This window comes from Verrucomicrobiia bacterium, from assembly GCA_035946615.1.
GTDB lineage: Bacteria > Verrucomicrobiota > Verrucomicrobiia > Limisphaerales > UBA8199 > DASYZB01.
Genome location: DASYZB010000087.1, coordinates 41,890 through 58,518 on the forward strand (window position 1 = coordinate 41,890; position 16,629 = coordinate 58,518).

At 58.0% G+C, this 16,629-nt stretch carries 17 protein-coding genes; 10 read left to right on the plus strand and 7 right to left on the minus strand.

Annotated elements, in window-relative coordinates; translation table 11 throughout:
• Positions 1–54: 54 nt before the first annotated feature.
• The 9 genes from VG146_12900 to VG146_12940 all read left to right on the plus strand — a co-directional run bounded on the left by VG146_12900 (position 55) and on the right by VG146_12940 (position 8,576).
• On the plus strand, positions 55–438 hold the full coding sequence (locus tag VG146_12900) for a hypothetical protein (protein ID HEV2393245.1): 384 nt from the start codon (positions 55–57) through the stop codon (positions 436–438).
• A 53-nt stretch (positions 439–491) separates the two neighbouring features.
• A complete protein-coding gene (locus VG146_12905) occupies positions 492–2,324 on the plus strand; it encodes a homoserine O-acetyltransferase (protein ID HEV2393246.1) in 1,833 nt (610 codons plus the stop codon).
• Between the two features lies 1 nt (position 2,325).
• Complete coding sequence (gene thrC / locus VG146_12910) at positions 2,326–3,672, plus strand: threonine synthase (GenBank protein ID HEV2393247.1); 1,347 nt, start codon at positions 2,326–2,328, stop codon at positions 3,670–3,672.
• 27 nt (positions 3,673–3,699) lie between these two features.
• Entirely contained in the window at positions 3,700–4,584 is an 885-nt protein-coding gene (locus VG146_12915) for a polyphosphate kinase 2 family protein (protein ID HEV2393248.1), read from the plus strand.
• Between the two features lie 38 nt (positions 4,585–4,622).
• Positions 4,623–5,267: a hypoxanthine phosphoribosyltransferase gene (hpt, locus tag VG146_12920; GenBank protein HEV2393249.1), complete on the plus strand. Its 645-nt coding sequence runs from the start codon at positions 4,623–4,625 to the stop codon at positions 5,265–5,267.
• Positions 5,268–5,278: 11 nt separating this feature from the next.
• Positions 5,279–5,524 (plus strand): MoaD/ThiS family protein, encoded by a 246-nt coding sequence (locus tag VG146_12925; GenBank protein ID HEV2393250.1) that lies wholly within the window; start codon positions 5,279–5,281, stop codon positions 5,522–5,524.
• A 42-nt stretch (positions 5,525–5,566) separates the two neighbouring features.
• Positions 5,567–5,959: a molybdenum cofactor biosynthesis protein MoaE gene (locus tag VG146_12930; protein HEV2393251.1), complete on the plus strand. Its 393-nt coding sequence runs from the start codon at positions 5,567–5,569 to the stop codon at positions 5,957–5,959.
• Between the two features lie 219 nt (positions 5,960–6,178).
• Entirely contained in the window at positions 6,179–8,257 is a 2,079-nt protein-coding gene (locus VG146_12935) for a thioredoxin domain-containing protein (GenBank protein HEV2393252.1), read from the plus strand.
• Between the two features lie 46 nt (positions 8,258–8,303).
• Positions 8,304–8,576 carry a hypothetical protein gene (locus VG146_12940; protein HEV2393253.1) on the plus strand — a complete coding sequence of 91 codons (273 nt, stop codon included), beginning with the start codon at positions 8,304–8,306 and terminating at the stop codon, positions 8,574–8,576.
• A gap of 98 nt (positions 8,577–8,674) precedes the next feature.
• Here the strand turns inward: VG146_12940 and VG146_12945 are convergent, their stop codons facing one another.
• The 3 genes from VG146_12945 to VG146_12955 are packed head-to-tail and all read right to left on the minus strand — an operon-like array spanning position 8,675 to position 10,076.
• Positions 8,675–9,091, minus strand: a complete 417-nt coding sequence (locus tag VG146_12945) for an Rrf2 family transcriptional regulator (GenBank protein ID HEV2393254.1) — start codon at positions 9,089–9,091, stop codon at positions 8,675–8,677.
• Between the two features lie 4 nt (positions 9,092–9,095).
• Complete coding sequence (locus VG146_12950) at positions 9,096–9,479, minus strand: alpha/beta hydrolase family protein (protein ID HEV2393255.1); 384 nt, start codon at positions 9,477–9,479, stop codon at positions 9,096–9,098.
• Positions 9,480–9,497: 18 nt separating this feature from the next.
• Positions 9,498–10,076 carry a hypothetical protein gene (locus VG146_12955; GenBank protein HEV2393256.1) on the minus strand — a complete coding sequence of 193 codons (579 nt, stop codon included), beginning with the start codon at positions 10,074–10,076 and terminating at the stop codon, positions 9,498–9,500.
• A gap of 242 nt (positions 10,077–10,318) precedes the next feature.
• Between VG146_12955 and VG146_12960 the strand changes: the two genes are divergently transcribed.
• On the plus strand, positions 10,319–12,343 hold the full coding sequence (locus tag VG146_12960) for an ATP-binding protein (GenBank protein ID HEV2393257.1): 2,025 nt from the start codon (positions 10,319–10,321) through the stop codon (positions 12,341–12,343).
• Between the two features lie 95 nt (positions 12,344–12,438).
• Here VG146_12960 and VG146_12965 read toward each other — a convergent pair whose 3' ends face one another.
• The 4 genes from VG146_12965 to VG146_12980 all read right to left on the minus strand — a co-directional run.
• Positions 12,439–12,669 carry a hypothetical protein gene (locus VG146_12965; protein HEV2393258.1) on the minus strand — a complete coding sequence of 77 codons (231 nt, stop codon included), beginning with the start codon at positions 12,667–12,669 and terminating at the stop codon, positions 12,439–12,441.
• 373 nt (positions 12,670–13,042) lie between these two features.
• A complete protein-coding gene (locus tag VG146_12970) occupies positions 13,043–15,331 on the minus strand; it encodes a DUF5703 domain-containing protein (protein HEV2393259.1) in 2,289 nt (762 codons plus the stop codon).
• Positions 15,332–15,379: 48 nt separating this feature from the next.
• On the minus strand, positions 15,380–16,159 hold the full coding sequence (locus tag VG146_12975) for a prepilin-type N-terminal cleavage/methylation domain-containing protein (GenBank protein ID HEV2393260.1): 780 nt from the start codon (positions 16,157–16,159) through the stop codon (positions 15,380–15,382).
• Positions 16,160–16,438: 279 nt separating this feature from the next.
• Positions 16,439–16,629 (minus strand): hypothetical protein (locus VG146_12980; GenBank protein ID HEV2393261.1); only part of this gene is annotated, 191 nt, incomplete at its 5' end.

Sequence of the window (16,629 nt, forward strand, 5' to 3'; positions counted from 1 at the left end):
TTGGGTTTTCCTGGTGCTCTTGACAGGGGATTTGCTTTGTATTACAAAGTAAATATGAATATCGTCAAACGCGCCATCGCCACCGCGGAGGTGCTCCTCGTCTTGCCCGCTACGCTGTTCATGACCGCGCTGTTCGTGCGGGACATTCAGCCGACGCAGTACGAACCGGCGCACACGGCCCTGCGCCTGGTCGAGTGGTTCAGCGCCCGCAGGTTTCTTGGCCTCGACATCTTGCTCATCGCGCTGCCCTTTGCAGCATTGGTCATTGGCTGTGCTACGGTGTTGCGCAACTGGCGTGGCGATGCGGAACTGCGGCAGGCCAGCCTGGAGGCGCTTGCCGCTGTCCGTTCACACCTGGCGATGCTGCTCATCACCGGGGCAACGCTGATGGCCGGAGGCATACTGGCCATCGTCGCCCTTCACGTGATCACGGATTGACTGGGAAATTAGCTCGCATTGGGTAGCCTAAATGCGTAGAAAGCAGGTCTGTTGTGAACGCAACCGCCTTTGAGAGCAGCGACAGTGTCCGGCACTCCAAGCCTCTGCGCTACGTCCAATCGCTGAAATTGGATGAGCCGCTGGAGATGGAACTTGGCGGCCATTTGCCGAGCCTGGAAATCGCCTATGAGACATATGGTCGGCTCAATGCGGCTCGGGATAATGCCGTATTGGTCTGCCACGCCATCAGCGGCGATTCCCATGTGGCCAGGCACAGCGACCAGGACGATCCCGGATGGTGGGACATTGCAGTCGGTCCTGGGAAAGCGATTGATACGGACAGGTTTTTCGTGGTGTGCCCCAACCTGTTGGGCGGCTGCCGCGGAACCACGGGGCCGGGCAGCGCCAATCCGATTACGGGCAAGCCTTATGGGCGCGATTTCCCGACCGTCACCGTGGCCGATATGGTGGAGGTCCAGCGCCGGCTGATTGATTCTCTGGGTATTCGCCAACTCCGCGCGGTTGTCGGGGGCTCCCTGGGGGGACACCAGGCGCTGACCTGGGCGACCCGTTTCCCAGACCGCCTGCGCGGCGTCATTGCCCTGGCAACCTCGCCGCGCCTGACCAGCCAGGCCCTGGCGTTCGATATTGTGGGGCGCAACGCGATTCTGCGCGACCCGCACTTCGACGGCGGCCAATACTATGGAAAATCCAACGGGCCGTCGGTGGGCCTGGCGCTGGCTCGGATGATAGGCCACATCACCTACTTGTCTCCGGAGGCCATGCGCGAGAAATTCGAGGCGGACCGTCTGCACCCGCGGGACGTGGCGATCGAATTCGAGAAGAAATTCTCCGTAGGTTCCTATTTGGGCTATCAAGGGGCGAAATTTGTCGAGCGCTTCGACGCCAACAGTTACGTGACCCTTTCGTTGGCGATGGACCTGTTCGACCTGGGGAATACACCTGCCGAACTGGCCGCCGCGTTTCGTCCAGCCCGCTGCCGCTGCTTGGTGCTGAGTTTTTCCAGTGACTGGCTGTTTCCCCCTGCCCAGTCACGGGACATCGTCAATGCCCTGGTCGCCAACGGCGCGGCCGTCAGCTACTGCAATGTCCAGAGCGGTTGCGGGCACGACGCCTTCCTTTTGCCGGACGAGATCGAGATTTACGGCGGGATGATGCGGGCGTTTCTGGATGACCTGGCGCCAGAGGGCAACTCTCACGCGGCCATCAAAGACGAGCTGCATGGTCCCACCAGCATCTTCCACCAGCATCGGCTGGATTACGACCGCATCCTGGAGTTGGTGCCCTCCGGGTCGAGCGTGCTGGACCTGGGCTGCGGGTCAGGCGGATTGCTTGCCGGCCTGCAGCGGCGCAATCCCCGGCGGCTGGTTGGAGTCGAACTGGACGAACGCAAGATTCTCACCTGCATCGGGCGCGGGCTGGACGTCATCCAGGCCGACCTGAACAAAGGGCTGGCTGCGTTCGGGACGGATGAGTTTGACTGCGTGATATTGTCGCAAACGCTGCAGGCTGTGTTCGATGTGGACGGTCTCCTGACAGAAATGCTCCGGGTTGGCCGTGAGTGCATCGTGAGCATCCCTAATTTCGGGTATCATCGACTCCGCCGCATGCTGGCGGAGGAGGGCCGGTCGCCCAAATCCGCGGGTGTTTTGCACAACGAATGGTATAACACCCCGAACATTCGCTTCTTCACCATTGCGGATTTTGAAGATTTTTGCCGCTCAAAAGAGATTCGAGTTCACCGTCAAATCGCGTTTGACACGGAAGCCGGGGCGGAAGTCTTCAGCGAACCGAACCTCAATGCGGACCTGGCTATCTTCGTCATTAGCCGCAAGGGGCCGGTTTCACCGGCGAGGCGGGAGTAACATGTCGAATCGCGCCTGGTTCCAATGCATCAACCGGCAATGCGGGGCGACCTACCCGCTAAATGCCATTGTGTACCAGTGTGAGCGGTGCGGTTCACTGCTGGAAGTCGAGCACGACCGGGAAGCGCTGGCTGGCCGCAGCGCTGCCGACTGGAAGAGGCTCTTCGAGGAGCGATACAAGAGCAATGAGTGGCCTTACGGCTCGGGGGTGTGGGGCAAAAAGGAATGGATTCTGCCCGAAATCGACCACGAGAACATCGTCTCGCTGTACGAAGGGGGCACGAACCTTTTTTGGGCGGAGCGTTTCGGGAAGGTCATCGGGCTAAAGGACCTTTGGATCAAGCTGTGCGGGAACACCCACAGCGGTTCGTTTAAAGACCTGGGCATGACAGTCCTGGTCTCCCAGGTCAAACAGATGATTGCCCAGGGCGCGCCTATAAAAGCAGTCGTTTGCGCCTCGACAGGCGATACCTCGGCGGCTTTGGCCACCTATTGCGCTGCGGCGGGCATCCCGTCCATCGTGCTCCTGCCTCGCGGCAAAATTTCCATCGCTCAATTGGTGCAGCCACTGTCCAATGATGCCCTGGTGCTGTCGCTCGACACAGACTTTGACGGGTGTATGCGGCTGGTCCAGGAGATCACCAAGGACCCGACCCTGTACCTGGCCAACTCGATGAACTCGCTGCGAGTTGAGGGACAAAAGACCGTCGGCATCGAGATAGCCCAGCAGTTTGATTGGGAAGCGCCGGACGTGATCATCATCCCAGGCGGCAATCTGGGCAACGTCTCCGCGCTTGGCCGAGGGCTGCTGTTGATGAAAGACCTTGGCCTGATTGCCAAACTGCCCCGCATCGTCGTCGCCCAGGCCGAGCGGGCCAATCCGCTCTATCGCGCATACCTGCGTCATTTCGAAAGCTTCGAACCTGTGCAGGCCCAAAAAACCCTGGCGAGCGCCATTCAGATTGGCAACCCAGTCAGTTTCCAAAAGGCCGTGCGAACGCTCAAACAATTTGACGGCATTGTGGAACAAGCCACCGAAGAGGAGCTGGCCGATGCCGCCGCCCTGGGTGACCGCACCGGGATGTTCAACTGCCCGCATACGGGTGTGGCATTGGCCGTGATGCTCAAGCTGCTGAAGGCGGGCAAGATCGACAAGGCCCAGAGGGTGGTGGTGATTTCCACGGCGCACGGGTTGAAATTTGTTGAGATGAAAGTGCAGTACCATCAAAAGGCGCTGGATTTTCCCTGCCGGCACGCAAATCAACCGCTGGAATTGCCGGCCCGGCTCGACGCGGTTAAGAGTGCCTTGCACCAGGCCCTGCAAAACAGGAGCCAATTCCATTTATAGCGCACAGCGAAGAAAGGGAACTCGAACATGAAAAAGAGCGAATTGGTCAAACGCTACCGGATTGATAATGGAAAGAAATTCAAGCTCGATGCAATAGCTCCCGGTGACACCTGGAAGCTCAAATCCAAAGAGCACGCGCAGGAATGGCTTGAAGAGGGCGTGGCCAGGCTCAGCGAATTGCAGGCCAGGCTTTACGCCCAGAACCAATGGGGTCTGCTTCTCATTTTTCAGGCCATGGATGCGGCCGGCAAAGACGGCACCATCAAACACGTGATGTCGGGCGTCAATCCCCAGGGCTGCCAGGTCTATTCGTTCAAAGTCCCATCCGATGAGGAACTCAGCCATGATTTCCTCTGGCGCACCGCCAAGTGCCTGCCTGAGCGGGGCCGGATAGGCATTTTCAATCGGTCGTATTACGAAGAAGTCCTGGTGGTGCGAGCGCATCCCGAACTGCTGGACCGCCAAAGGCTCCCGCGCCAATGCGTGACAAAGGACATCTGGTCTGAGCGCTTTGAAAGCATCGAATCATTCGAGCGCCATCTGCACCGCAACGGTTTCATCGTGCGAAAGTTTTTCCTGCATCTCTCGAAAGAGGAACAGTGCCGGCGTCTGTTGAGCCGGCTGGACGAGCCCGAAAAGATGTGGAAGTTCTCCGTAGCTGATGTCGAGGAACGCAAGCTCTGGAAAGATTATCAAAAGGCTTACGAAGAAACCATTCAGCGAACGGCCACGGCAAAGGCCCCATGGTATGTGGTGCCCGCAGACCATAAATGGTTCACGCGGCTGGTGGTGGCGGAGGTGGTTGTGGATGCCCTCGAAGGCTTGGGATTGTCTTACCCCAAGGTCCTGCCGTCCCGGCTTAAGGAGTTGGCCGGCATGCGCAAGGCGCTGATGCGAGAGTCGAAGCGATAGAAATGCCGCCGCCAATGGATCGTCGCAAAACAATCACAATGGACCGGCCAAAAAGAATCCTCTCCGGCATGGCATCGAGCGCTCGAAACTCGAACGCGCCTGCCGTTCCACTCCGCTGGCGCGGTGAAATCGAGCGGGTCCTGATCTCGGCGGAGCAGATTCAACGCCGGTTGCGGACGCTATCCCGTCATATCCAGCGCGACTTTGCGGGACGTGAGTTGGTGGTGGTTTCCTTGCTTAACGGCACGGTAATGTTTCTGGCGGACCTGGTCCGCTACCTGGATTTGCCCCTGCGCCTGGACTTCATCGGCATCTCCAGTTATGGAGCAGGCACAGAGTCGGGCGAACTGGTCATCACCAAGGAACTGCGGCTGGATGTGCGCGGGCGCGATGTGCTGCTGGTCGATGACATCCTGGATACGGGCAAGACCATGCGCCGGGTGCTGGGAAAACTCCGCGCGCTCAAGCCGCGCCGGATCAGAGTCTGCGTGCTGCTGAACAAGCCGGCGCGCCGCATCGGGACGGTCGAGGCGCACTATGTGGGATTCGACGTCCCGGATTTTTTCGTTGTGGGATATGGGCTGGATTTTGCCGAGCGATTCCGAAACTTGCCTTTCGTAGGGGTCCTGCACCCCCACGTTTATGCCCAAGGCACTGCGAAGCGCGCAGCAAATGGCGCGTGAAGCGGGAGCGTATGCGCGTAAAGGTCAGTTTTTATTCTTATTTTAAAGAGCTGGCGGGATGTTCGGAAATAGCTCAGGAACTGCCCGAGGACAGCAAGCTGGAGGAGCTGTTGCAAGCCCTCTGGAAGCGCTTTCCACAATTGAAACCGATGCAAAGATCGACTCTGGTCGCCGTGGGAATCGAGTACCAGGAACCCGGCTATGTCTTAAAGGAAGGCGACGAGGTCTCGCTCTTCCCACCGGTGCAAGGAGGGTGATTGGGAGAGCGTCTTTCCTTCGATGCGGGCCTTTGCAAAGCAGTGAAACGGGAACTAAAGATCACTAACGAGCCGGTTGATGAACACCAGTTGCTCTCAGGGCGCGCGCTCTCCACCGGAATGGGGGCGGTGGTCTGTTTTACTGGTGTGGTGCGCGAGAGCGAGGCGGGACAAAAGATTGCGGCCATCGAGTACGAGGCCTTCCAGCGGATGGCCGAACACCAATTCGAATTGCTCTTCGACCAAATGCAACAGCGCTGGCCAATCGAGTCGGTCAGGCTGGTTCACCGGACCGGGGTGGTGGCCGTCAACGAGCCGTCTCTTTGGGTGGAGGTCGTCGCGCCCCATCGCGGAGTGGCCTTCGAGGCCTGCCGCTGGTTGATCGATGAAATGAAGCGCGTCGTGCCGATTTGGAAGAAACCGGTTAAGAACTAGAGTAGTTTCTTGAACTCATCCACAGGGGTAGATTAGCGCCTGTCGCATGTCGTAATCTTACCGCACGCTGTTAGATGCGGTCAAAGCTTCCCGCGTCTTTCGCTTGCCCCTTGCAAGTTCTTGGGCAGGGGCTATGGTGGACAAGGCCGCTCGTGCCGCCAATTTCCCGAGCAATTCGTCCCGGACGAGCGGCTCCTCATCATGCACAAGGTTTAGATTGTGAAGACCATTTCGACGACCGCCGAGCGCCCCCAGGCCAATCGCCTGGCACGGGAGAAATCGCCCTACCTTCTGCAGCACCAATTCAACCCGGTGGATTGGCGCGCTTGGGGGGAGGAGGCTTTTGCCGCCGCGCGGCGGGAGGACAAGCCCATTTTCCTCAGCATTGGCTACTCGACATGCCATTGGTGCCATGTCATGGAGCGGGAATCGTTCGAGAATGAGCGGGTGGCGCGGTTTCTCAATCGGCACTTCATCAACATCAAACTGGATCGGGAAGAAAGGCCGGATGTCGATAAGATTTACATGACATTTGTCCAGGCCACCACCGGCCAGGGCGGTTGGCCGTTGAATGTCTTCCTCACACCGGACCTGAAGCCCTTTTTCGGCGGCACCTATTTCCCACCGGACGCCATTCATGGCCGCGCCGGGTTTTTGCAGCTCTTGGAACACATCCGGCAGCTTTGGGAATCGCGCCGCGGAGATGTCGCCAATTCGGCGCAGGACATCCATTCGAAGCTCGAACAGGCGACCGCTGCCGAGGGGCAGGCTTGCGATGCCGGCCTTTTGCCCGAGGCGGTTCGTTCCGCGGGCGCGCGGCTCAAGCAAAACTATGACCCAGTCCATGGAGGGTTTGGTGACGCGCCGAAGTTCCCGCAACCGAGCCACCCGCAATTCCTGCTGCGCTATGGCGCCGGCTTTCACGACCCTGAAGCCATCGACATGGTGCTGCGCACCTGCGAGCACATGGCGGCGGGCGGCATTCACGATCAGCTTGGCGGCGGTTTTGCGCGCTATTCGGTGGATCGAGCGTGGCTGGTGCCGCATTTCGAGAAGATGCTCTACGACAATGCGCAACTGGCGCAGCTTTACCTGGAGGCCTGGCTGGTCAGCGGCAATCCGCTTCACGCATTTGTGGCACGAGATATTCTCGACTACGTTTTGCGAGACATGACGCATCCCGAGGGTGGATTTTATTCTGCCGAAGATGCCGACAGCGAAGGCCACGAGGGCAAATTCTATTGCTGGACGACGGCAGAACTGTCCAGCCTGCTGAGCAGGGAAGAGTTCAAAGTTGCTGCCCGCTATTTTGGGATGAGCGAAAAGGGCAACTTTGTCGATCATAGTCATCCGCAGCCGCTGTCGAACCAAAACGTCTTGAGCATCGTCGATCCAAACGTGTCCGATTTGGAGCGTCCGCCGCTGGAATCGGCGAGGCGCAAGATGTTTGCGGCGCGCGGCCATCGGGTGCGTCCGCATTTGGACGATAAGATATTGGCCTCATGGAATGGGCTGATGCTCGGGGCCATGGCGCGCGCCTATGCCGTGCTGGGCGAGGAGGTTTATCGCGCCGCGGCCGAGAAGAATTTGGGTTTCCTGCAAAAGAGACTTTGGGACCCAGAGACGCGAACTCTCCATCATCGTTGGCGCGAGGGCGAGCACGACCAGGCGCAGTTGCTCGAAGGTTACGCCTTCCTCCTTTCCGGGGTTTTGGATTTATACGAAGCGACACTCCTGCCGCGTCATTTGGAATTCGCCATTGCCCTGGCGCAAAGCATGATGGCGAACTTCTTTGACTCCGGATCAGGCGGTTTTTGGCAAAGCCCGCTTCAAAGCACGGACCTGATTCTGCGCCTCAAGGAGTACTACGACGGGGCGGAACCTTCGGGCAACTCAGCGGCCATGATGGGACTCCTGCGACTGGGAAGGCTCACAGGCAACGAAAGCTTCATTCAAGCCGCCGAAAAGACCCTCCACTTGTTCGCTGGTCGTTTGCGGCAAATCCCGCAAGCCATGGCTTTTATGTTGCAGGCGCTGGATTTTTGGCTGGTCGAACCTGTGCGGGCTGTGATCGCGGGAGACCCGGAGCACCCGGAAACAAAGAGGCTCATTCACGCGGCTCATTCGGTTTACCATCCGCACAAAATCATCCTGGGTTCCGCGGGGCCTGTCGAACCGTTCGCCCGGACTCTGCCCACGACCGAAGGGCCTGTCGCTTATCTCTGCACGGGAACGGCCTGCCAGCCACCTACAAACGATTCCCAAAAGCTTTCCCAAATGCTTAAGGAAATAGAATAGTTTGGTTCCGATTGCCAAGCGGAGAGCGCACGGATAGGTTTTAAGCATGACGGCAAGCAGGAGAGCTTTTTGGGAGCAGCACCCCGGGTTGGTGTGGTCGAATCCGGGCGCCGGGGATTCTGCGCACATTCGAGCGGCGTTGGTGCGGCCTCGTTTTAGCCAACTGCTGGAGATCGCGCTGGAATTCGGTCTCAAACGCGTGCGCCAGGAATGGGCAATTCTCAGGGCGGAAGGGACGCCCGAGTCTGCGCGCGCTCAGCCGATTGTCGAGAGAATCCTACAGCATATAGAGGAGGGATTTGCCCGTGTTGCCGCCTGACACTGAGCGGGTCTGGCACCCGAATGATCCGGTTAGCCCCCGTTTTTATGCAGCTTTAAGCGCTGGTGTTTTTGGCCTGTTCCGAAGAGACTCGGGCCTCATATATAGTACATTTTTTTCTCGATGCCTTCGTCGAGCAACTGCTGGAAATTGATGGCGCCGGCGGTGGCTTGAAGCGTTTGTTGCAGCCGTTGCCAAGCGCGGCGCAATTCCGGCGGGCAGGCGCTGTCGTTGAGCGCGGGGCTGTCAAAAACCGTTCCGTGGACAGCGTTGAGCACATCGGCCAGGGTGATCTCTGCTGGAGGCCGAGCCAGGAGGTAACCCCCTTCTTTGCCGCGAAGGCTGCGAACAATGCCTTGCGCTTTGAGTTCGAGTAAAATCTGGACCAGATAATTGGGTGGGAGCCCCTGCTCCGCCGCTAAATGCTCGACCCGCATTGCCACGCGCGCAGGATAATGCCGGGCCAAACCCAGAACAGCGCGTGCTGCGTAATCGCTCTTTACGGAAAGCTTCACCGGTTCAAATAATCATCCATCCAGGACAAGGTCCGCCGGCAAGCCTTTTGGGAATGATCAAATATCCTGGAACAATCGCCCCGGCGAGATTATCGAACTGGAATTTCTCGACAATATATTCGGGCCTCTCTTCGCGAGAAACCAGTTGGACCTGCGGTACTTTCGGGCGTGGAGGAAGTTTGCCCAGAAGCTCCCAGAGTTGCGCCCGAATCTGCTTGCGTTTGAGATTCCAATCGCCTTCGGATTGAGGAGCCGAGAAAGGGGGTGGCAGCTCCGCTTTTGCCAGCCAGCGCGCCGCATCAGTTAGATTGGTTTGCGACATCAGGGGCTGGGCCACCAAACCGGTCAGGGCCGCCAACAGCAGAGCCCGGAATCGGGGTTTTCTCATTTCATCGGCCAGGGGCGGTTATTTGGCCCCGCCGTGTTGGATTTCCGCAGACACGCTTTTGACATCATTCGAGATCGTCACGGCCTTATTTCGGCTCAAGCCGTTTTCCTGGAAGATGGCCTGGATGTCCGCGAAGATGCCTTCCATTTTGGCCTGCGGATATTTGGCAGGGTTCAGGACCGCATCCAATTCCATCAGAAGGCGGGCGCGGCTCGAAGGGGAAAGCGGCTTTTCGGCGAAAGCGGCCGCCAGATCATCAACCAGTTTGGCCGCTGCAGCCGGGGAGGGCTTGGCCTGGAGCGCGCCTGCGAGCAATTCCTGAGTGAGCTTTTGTTTTTGAGCGGCAGTAACTTGGGAATTAGCGGAGATCGCCGTCAAATCAGTTTGAAACCGGCCCAAGGCGGGGGCAAGTGTTGGGGTTGGGGTGGCGGCACTGGATGCGGGCGCCGGCGCTGTGGTGGGTGGCGCAACGCCCTGGCGCACGTTGTTCTCATTAGCCAGTTCCTTGGCGCGTTGTTTGATAATCACCTCCGGCCCGCCGTAAGTAACACCCGCCAGCGCTATGGCCAGACCGGCCACTGCAAAAATCGTTTTCATAGCACGCCTCAGTTTCGATAAAGCGTGGACCCGGGAGGATTGATTGTCAATGCAGGCTATGGCCCGTTCTGTCCATGCAGCCGGTTTTTCACAATTCATCCTTCCTTCTCCGCCCCTGGCTTGGCGAATGCTCTCTTAGGGTCGGTTTAGTAGTTCCCGGGTTCTGTATGTAAATAGGGCAATTATGTCCATAAATGCGCCTCGACCAGGCAGCGGAATGACCGAATAAAACGCAAAATTCAGTGGTAAACGAAATTAGAGGATTCGACATCGTGTTCCCGCGTGAGTACCTGCGGGCGGCGGTATTTGTGTCTCTGTTGAGCGTGTGGGTCCTGGTTGCGCTGTTCCACTATCTGAATCGGTACACCAAGCGCCATTATTTTACAGTTTGGACTGCAGCCTGGCTGTTTTACGCGTTGTGGCTGACTATCGGCGCGTCCTTTCCCACCCCTGGGCCCGACTCCTTTGTCCTGATTCTCAAACAGTGGTGCGTTTCTATTTCAGCGGTGTTTTTGCTCTGGGGCAGCCTGGCTTTTCTGGAATTGCGCACGCCCCAAACCCTTTTTGGCCTGTTCATGGCGTTTCTTTTGACCTGGAGCTGCGCGGGCAGGGCTCTCACACACGACTCATTTTATACACAAATTCCCATTTTCTTGCTCATCGGGTTGTCGAGCATGTTTGCCGGGGCGAGCTTTTACCGCTTGCGCAAGCAGCGCCAGTTTGTTGCTGTTGGAATGCTCTTTTTGGGGTTTTTCCTCTGGGGCGTTTATCTGATGAGCTACCCCTTTTCCCAGCGATACGAGACCCTGGTCAATGCGGAGTTCCTCTTTTCGGCGGTGCTGCAACTGTTTATCGCGGTCAGCATGATTGTTCTGGTGCTCGAAGAGGCGCGTCATATCAACGAGGAAATCGAAAAAGAGGTGCAGTCGGTCAACGCCGAGAAACGCGAGTTATTGCTCAAAATCCTCTCGACTGAGGAGCAATGTCAAAAACTCTTTCATCAAGCCAATTCCCGGGAAGAACTCCAGTCGGCTTATGACGAACTGCGCCAGACGCAACAGTCGGTGGTGCAGGAGGAGCGCCTGCGGGCCGTTGGGCAGATGGCGGGAGGCATTGCGCACGATATCAATAATGCGCTCTCACCGATCCTGGCCTATTCGGAGATGGTGCTCAGGAAGGAAGGGCGCCTGGCAGAGAACTCGCGCAAGAACCTCGAGTACATCCACACCTCGGCCGAGGACATCGCCCAAATCGTAGGGCGCATGAGCGAATTTTACCGGCAACGGGACCGCAACGAGCAGTTGCGCCCCGCAGGCATCAACCACCTGGTTCAGCAAGTGATCGAATTAACTCGTCCACGCTGGCGCGACATAGCCCAGGGCCAAGGCATCTCGATTGACATCAAAACCAATCTGGCTGATGGATTGCCGGACCTGCACTGCAATGAGTCCGAGCTGCGTGAAGCCCTGACAAACGTGATCATTAACGCCGTAGAGGCTCTGCCCAAAGGGGGGGTAATCACCATCACCACTCGGACCGTCAGCCTCACCACCCCTTCCAACGGCGATAGCAAGCCCAGCCATATTATTCTCGAAATCACGGATAATGGCATCGGGATGGACGAAAACACCCGGCAGCATTGTCTGGAGCCATTCTTTTCCACCAAACGCGAACACGGCGGCTCGGGCCTCGGCCTGGCCATGGTGTACGGCATGATGGAGCGGCACGAGGGCCATATCGAAATCCAAAGCGAGCCCGACAAAGGGACCACTATTCGGCTTATTTTTTCCTTCCGCGACCCGCCCAAACCGAGAGATAATCAGCTTAAGCCGCAAATCATCCAGAGCTCGCCCCTGCGCCTGCTGTGCATCGATGACGAACCGCTCCTGCGCGAGTTGCTCAAGGAAATCCTCGAATTCTATCACCATCACGTGGAAACCGCCGATGGCGGGCAGGCTGGCCTGGACCTCTTCGCACAAGCCACCACCCGCGGCAAGCCCTTTGATGTGGTCATTACGGATTTAGGCATGCCCGGCGTCAACGGACGCCAGGTGGCTCAAGATATCAAGAGCGCCTCACCCAAGACCCCAGTGATTATGCTCACCGGCTGGGGAACGATGCTCGAAGAACAGGACCACGCAGTGCCTAACGTCGATGCGGTGTTAAGCAAACCCCCCCGCGTGACGGAGTTGGTGGATGCCCTGACTCAATTGACAGGGGTGCCGGCCGGTAGAGAGACCTCGTTCTACCAGCGTTTTAACGGCTGAGCCGGGGCGCCATTGTCGAAGGGACTCCAGCACGAGCACCCTCGCGGGGTAGCCTTCGAGGGCTGGTCTCCCCCTGGGAACTACAAACAGTCTCTCTATGCCATCGCCTCGAGCTTATAGCTGAGCGTGTTGTAATAACGCCGCTTGAGTCCGCGCTTCTTGCGCTGGCGCTCGCGGGCTTTGACCAAGTGCTTCAAACAGCGCGAGCCCATGGCCGCCGGTTCGCCGCACTCGGTGCAGCGCCGGTCGCGTTGCATCCGCAATTGGTACTTGCGCTGCCGTGAAATCGGCAGGTCCGTGAATTCATCTTTAATCGGTCTTCTCATTTCCAACGAATTTTAGTCTGGAATTTGATTGTCTATTAGGTTCGACATCTTTTGGCGTTCTCCGCTCAAAAAATGTTGAACTTCTTTTTCGCTTCGTAACCCCGCTCGCCTGCGCAGTCGCTGGGGTTGCTTTACTATCGCATAGCCCAAAAGAAATTACTAGTCCTGTTTGCAAAAAATGTTTTGGTGGGCCGGCGATGGGGGAATTCTCGGCGGCAGCAAGCGATTCCTGTCTTTGGAGGCGCTTCTGGCGCTACGGGATCGGGCCGCGAGAACGTGGTGCTTAACCCCTAACCAGCAGGCAAATCCGGGGGAGCTTTTGGGTTGGCATCCCTCTTGTGGGCCGGCAGAGAAGTGCGTTTTCGCATTCGCATCAGAGCGAGCGCTGGAGCACTATAATGTCCTTAGCCCGTCGTTTGGGAGTGACTTCCAGTTCGGTAATTTTGCCGTGCTGGACACGGCCTTGGACGGTGGTTTGAAAAGGGGCGTGTAATTTGAAATCCGCCGTCCAATCATTTGGCCAGGCCGGCAGAAGTTGGATGCGCTTGCCATCGCACTGAACCAGCATGAGTTGGAGGGTTTCCATTCCTGCGCCGCCGTTATCCATATCCGGTATCCAGTCGCTGTTTTTGGACCAGAACCATTGAAACCGCTGGTCGCCGTAGGAGGTAAACTCCTGGAGCACGACCTTCTTTGCCTCAGGCGTCAGGCCCAGGAGGGCTGATTCCATGCCGTCTTGACCCCAACATTTGGCAAAGGGATAAAGGCGGGCGTCGAAGGTTTGCCGTGCCAGGGGCAGGCCAGGTTTGCCGATGCCATAGAGGCGATATGGAAAGACAGTGTAAAGCTCGGGGTTTTCGTGGTTCTTTGGCCTGCCATATTTTTGAGCGGGCAGGATGGTCTTGGTTCCATCGTGGTCGCCCTGGCCTTCGGGGGGTAGCTTTCCTGCCGCCGTGGCGCCCATCGGGATCGGCGGAAGCTCCTCGAGGACCTTTTTCCACAGGTCCCGTTGGGTCTGGCTGCCCAAGGTTTGAGGAAGAGAGAGGAGGCGAGGCAGAACGCTCAACAAACCCGCGATGTCCGGGGTTGGGTTAACCGCATTTTTTTGATAAGTCTCGATGGATTGAGAGGGTTCCATGAGAATCTTACCATCGGGTCCGGGTTGCCAATGCTGGGCATAATACTGGATGGTGGCATCGGCCATGGGGAGGAGGGAGTTGCGGGCAAAATCGGCATCCTGGGTATTGTCGTAGCGGTCGAGCATCTGTGCCAGGACCTCGATGCCACCTTGGATGTGATAGCGCATCCATTCACTCTCGAGTTCGGGGCCGGGGTTGTTCCAGCCGAAATCGTTCACATTGGGCAACCCCCAGAAGTATATCGTCTCGATGAACGCCCCTCCACCATGATGAAAATACTGACGTGTGCGGTCTTTAGCCAGGGGAAGGGCCCGCACGTACATATCGAACCAGGGCGCCAGGAGGTCATAATCCCCGGAGGCCAGCAGAGGCCAATAAATCAACCTGGTATTCTGGTTCCAGTAAGAGGCGCCCCAAGCACGGTAATCGGGGTCGTGAGCGCTCTGCGTCGAGCTGGACCCCCCCGGCAGATTATGCCCAACGGTAAAAAGCGAGCCGTTGAACTTAATCGGCTGGGCGCCGCGCCCTGCACAGGCAGTCATGTATCGTTGGATAGCATAGCTTTGGGAAACCTTCTCGGCCTCGGGTGTCCCTTCGACATGCACCCAACTGCGGTTCCAGAACGCCCGCCACCATTGCCGATGGGCTTTTTGCGCAGCAGAGAGGCTTACTGCGCTGATGGATACGATGTTTTTATCCAAAGCGGCCTGCCATGCCTCGGGGCCGCTGGTTTGGCTGGTGAGGGCGAAGAGGTCCAGTCGCCATGAGCGGGAAGCGGTTTTGGCTCGCAGCGTCTGGTTGTCGCGGCTGGCCAGCCCCGGGCCCTGCATGGTGATGCCGAAGCATCGATGCAGCAGCGGGTCCGGATATTTTGCCAGCAACGACTCCAAATGCTCCCGTTGAAAAACGAGCGGATAAATGCTGTTGGAGTTAAAGTGGCACCAGGAAACCCGATCCGGGCGCGCCGGCAAAATTGTGTCCGGGCCGAAGGTTAGGCCCTCCGGATTATTGCCCCATTCAAAGAAGCCGGCGCGAGAGACAGCTTGTTGCTCGAGGTGATAGGTTTTCGCGCGCCAGTGTTCAGAGCTCGCATCGAGTTCAACCGGTTGCTCGGTGTGAATCTCCACGTGCGCCACCGGATGGTTGGCATCCACCCAAATGCTGGCGAGGGTTTTGCCTGCTTGAATCCGAACTTCGCCATCTTCCAGTTTCAGAGTTTGGGTGAATGGACCAGGAGACGTGAATGGATTAGGCGTTAGCCTTACCCGCACTCGTCCCAGCTTGAGCAACTGGCCATTCTCGCTCCAGGCATCGGCCTTGGCCAGGAGCAGGACGATATCGCCGTTCTGTTCGGTCCAAACGTTGAGGGCGAGGTCGCCGTTGCCCAGCGGCATCGAGCTGTTTTCGTCGGCGCCGAGGGAATGCCAGGTTACGTCATTCGACGATGCGAAGTCGGTGGGCTGCGCGGCCGGCGCAATTGGGAGCAGAACAAGCAGGAGGGCAACACAAGCAGCGGGTTTCATAAATGAATAAATATGGGGGGCTGGCGCGCTCGCCCCTCCGGCTCGTGATCAATTAATCTTGAAACTTGTGCGGTCTCTCAGCCACAGGTAATCGGTCGTGGGCGAAGGGACAAATCCACCGCCAACGGCCCCTTTAACCGGAGCCCGGATGGTGTCAGCTATCCAGCGATGGCGCTCGATGTGGCCATCCGCCCAGGAGATGTTCGCCGCGCCATTGTGATAGGAGGCAGGCAGGTTGCCCCACTGGATTTGGTCCCAGCGGTTCATGAAATAGCCGTCGTTGATGGTGTCCGGATGTTCCTCGATGAAAACAAAGAAGGTCGAAGGACGTGGGAACTGAACGATTTTGAGGAACTGGGACCAGTTGGGATTGAACCGGTTTGGTTTGACCAGCGGATCGCCCACCAACGAATTCATCGAGATGCTGCGCAAGCGTGGCCCGGCCTGGGCCTGGGATAAATCGGAAGGACACTTGTAAACGCCCAGGTTGTTATTGACGTAGAGGGCCAATTTTCCGCTCAGCACGTAGGCCGGATTGGTGTTTTCGCTGCTGGCGCCCCAGTCCTCGATGTTATTGACCCAGCTTTGGCGATAGGTCCGGGTATCGGTCATGCTCGTGTTGTTGACCAGCAGGCCGAGGTTGTCATCCGAATAAATCAGCCAGGCCACAGCCAGTTGCCTGACGTTATTCGCGCAAGTGGTGGCCTGGGCGGTCGTCTTTGCCCGGGAGAGGCTGGGCAAAAGCATGGCGGCGAGGATGGCGATAATGGCGATAACGACCAGCAACTCGATTAAAGTGAAGCCGTGACGTTCGCCTGTGTCTTTCATTAGGGGCCTTGCTGATATGATCCGCAGGCTGAGTATTGGTTTGGAATTGGGGCGGGGTCAATGGCGAAGTTGCCCTGCCGTCCGAAACGGGCGCATCTCAGTTTTCAGACGGGTCCATCACGTGCCGCCCCGCTCAATCCTTCCACCAGGCTTTGCAGGGTGGAAATCACCTGGCTGCCTCGGTCGCGCTCCAGATACCTGAGCAATGGTTTCACCCGGGCTTCAGCCGCTTGTGGGTGGAGCGGGTTAGGAGTGGGAGTGGCAGGGTCGGGTGGACGATTACGTAAGTGCCATTTTTGCCCGGATAGAATCGGATGGGCTCCAGCGAAACTCCCGCAACTGCCGCAAGCGCTCCGCCACAAGCCCACCCCCGGGAGCCCGGATGGCCCCCGCTCGCGCAGCAGCCCGCTGAGACTTGTTCAGGCCCAGACCGCCCACTCGCACCGGGTTGAGGTGAACGTATCGGGCCA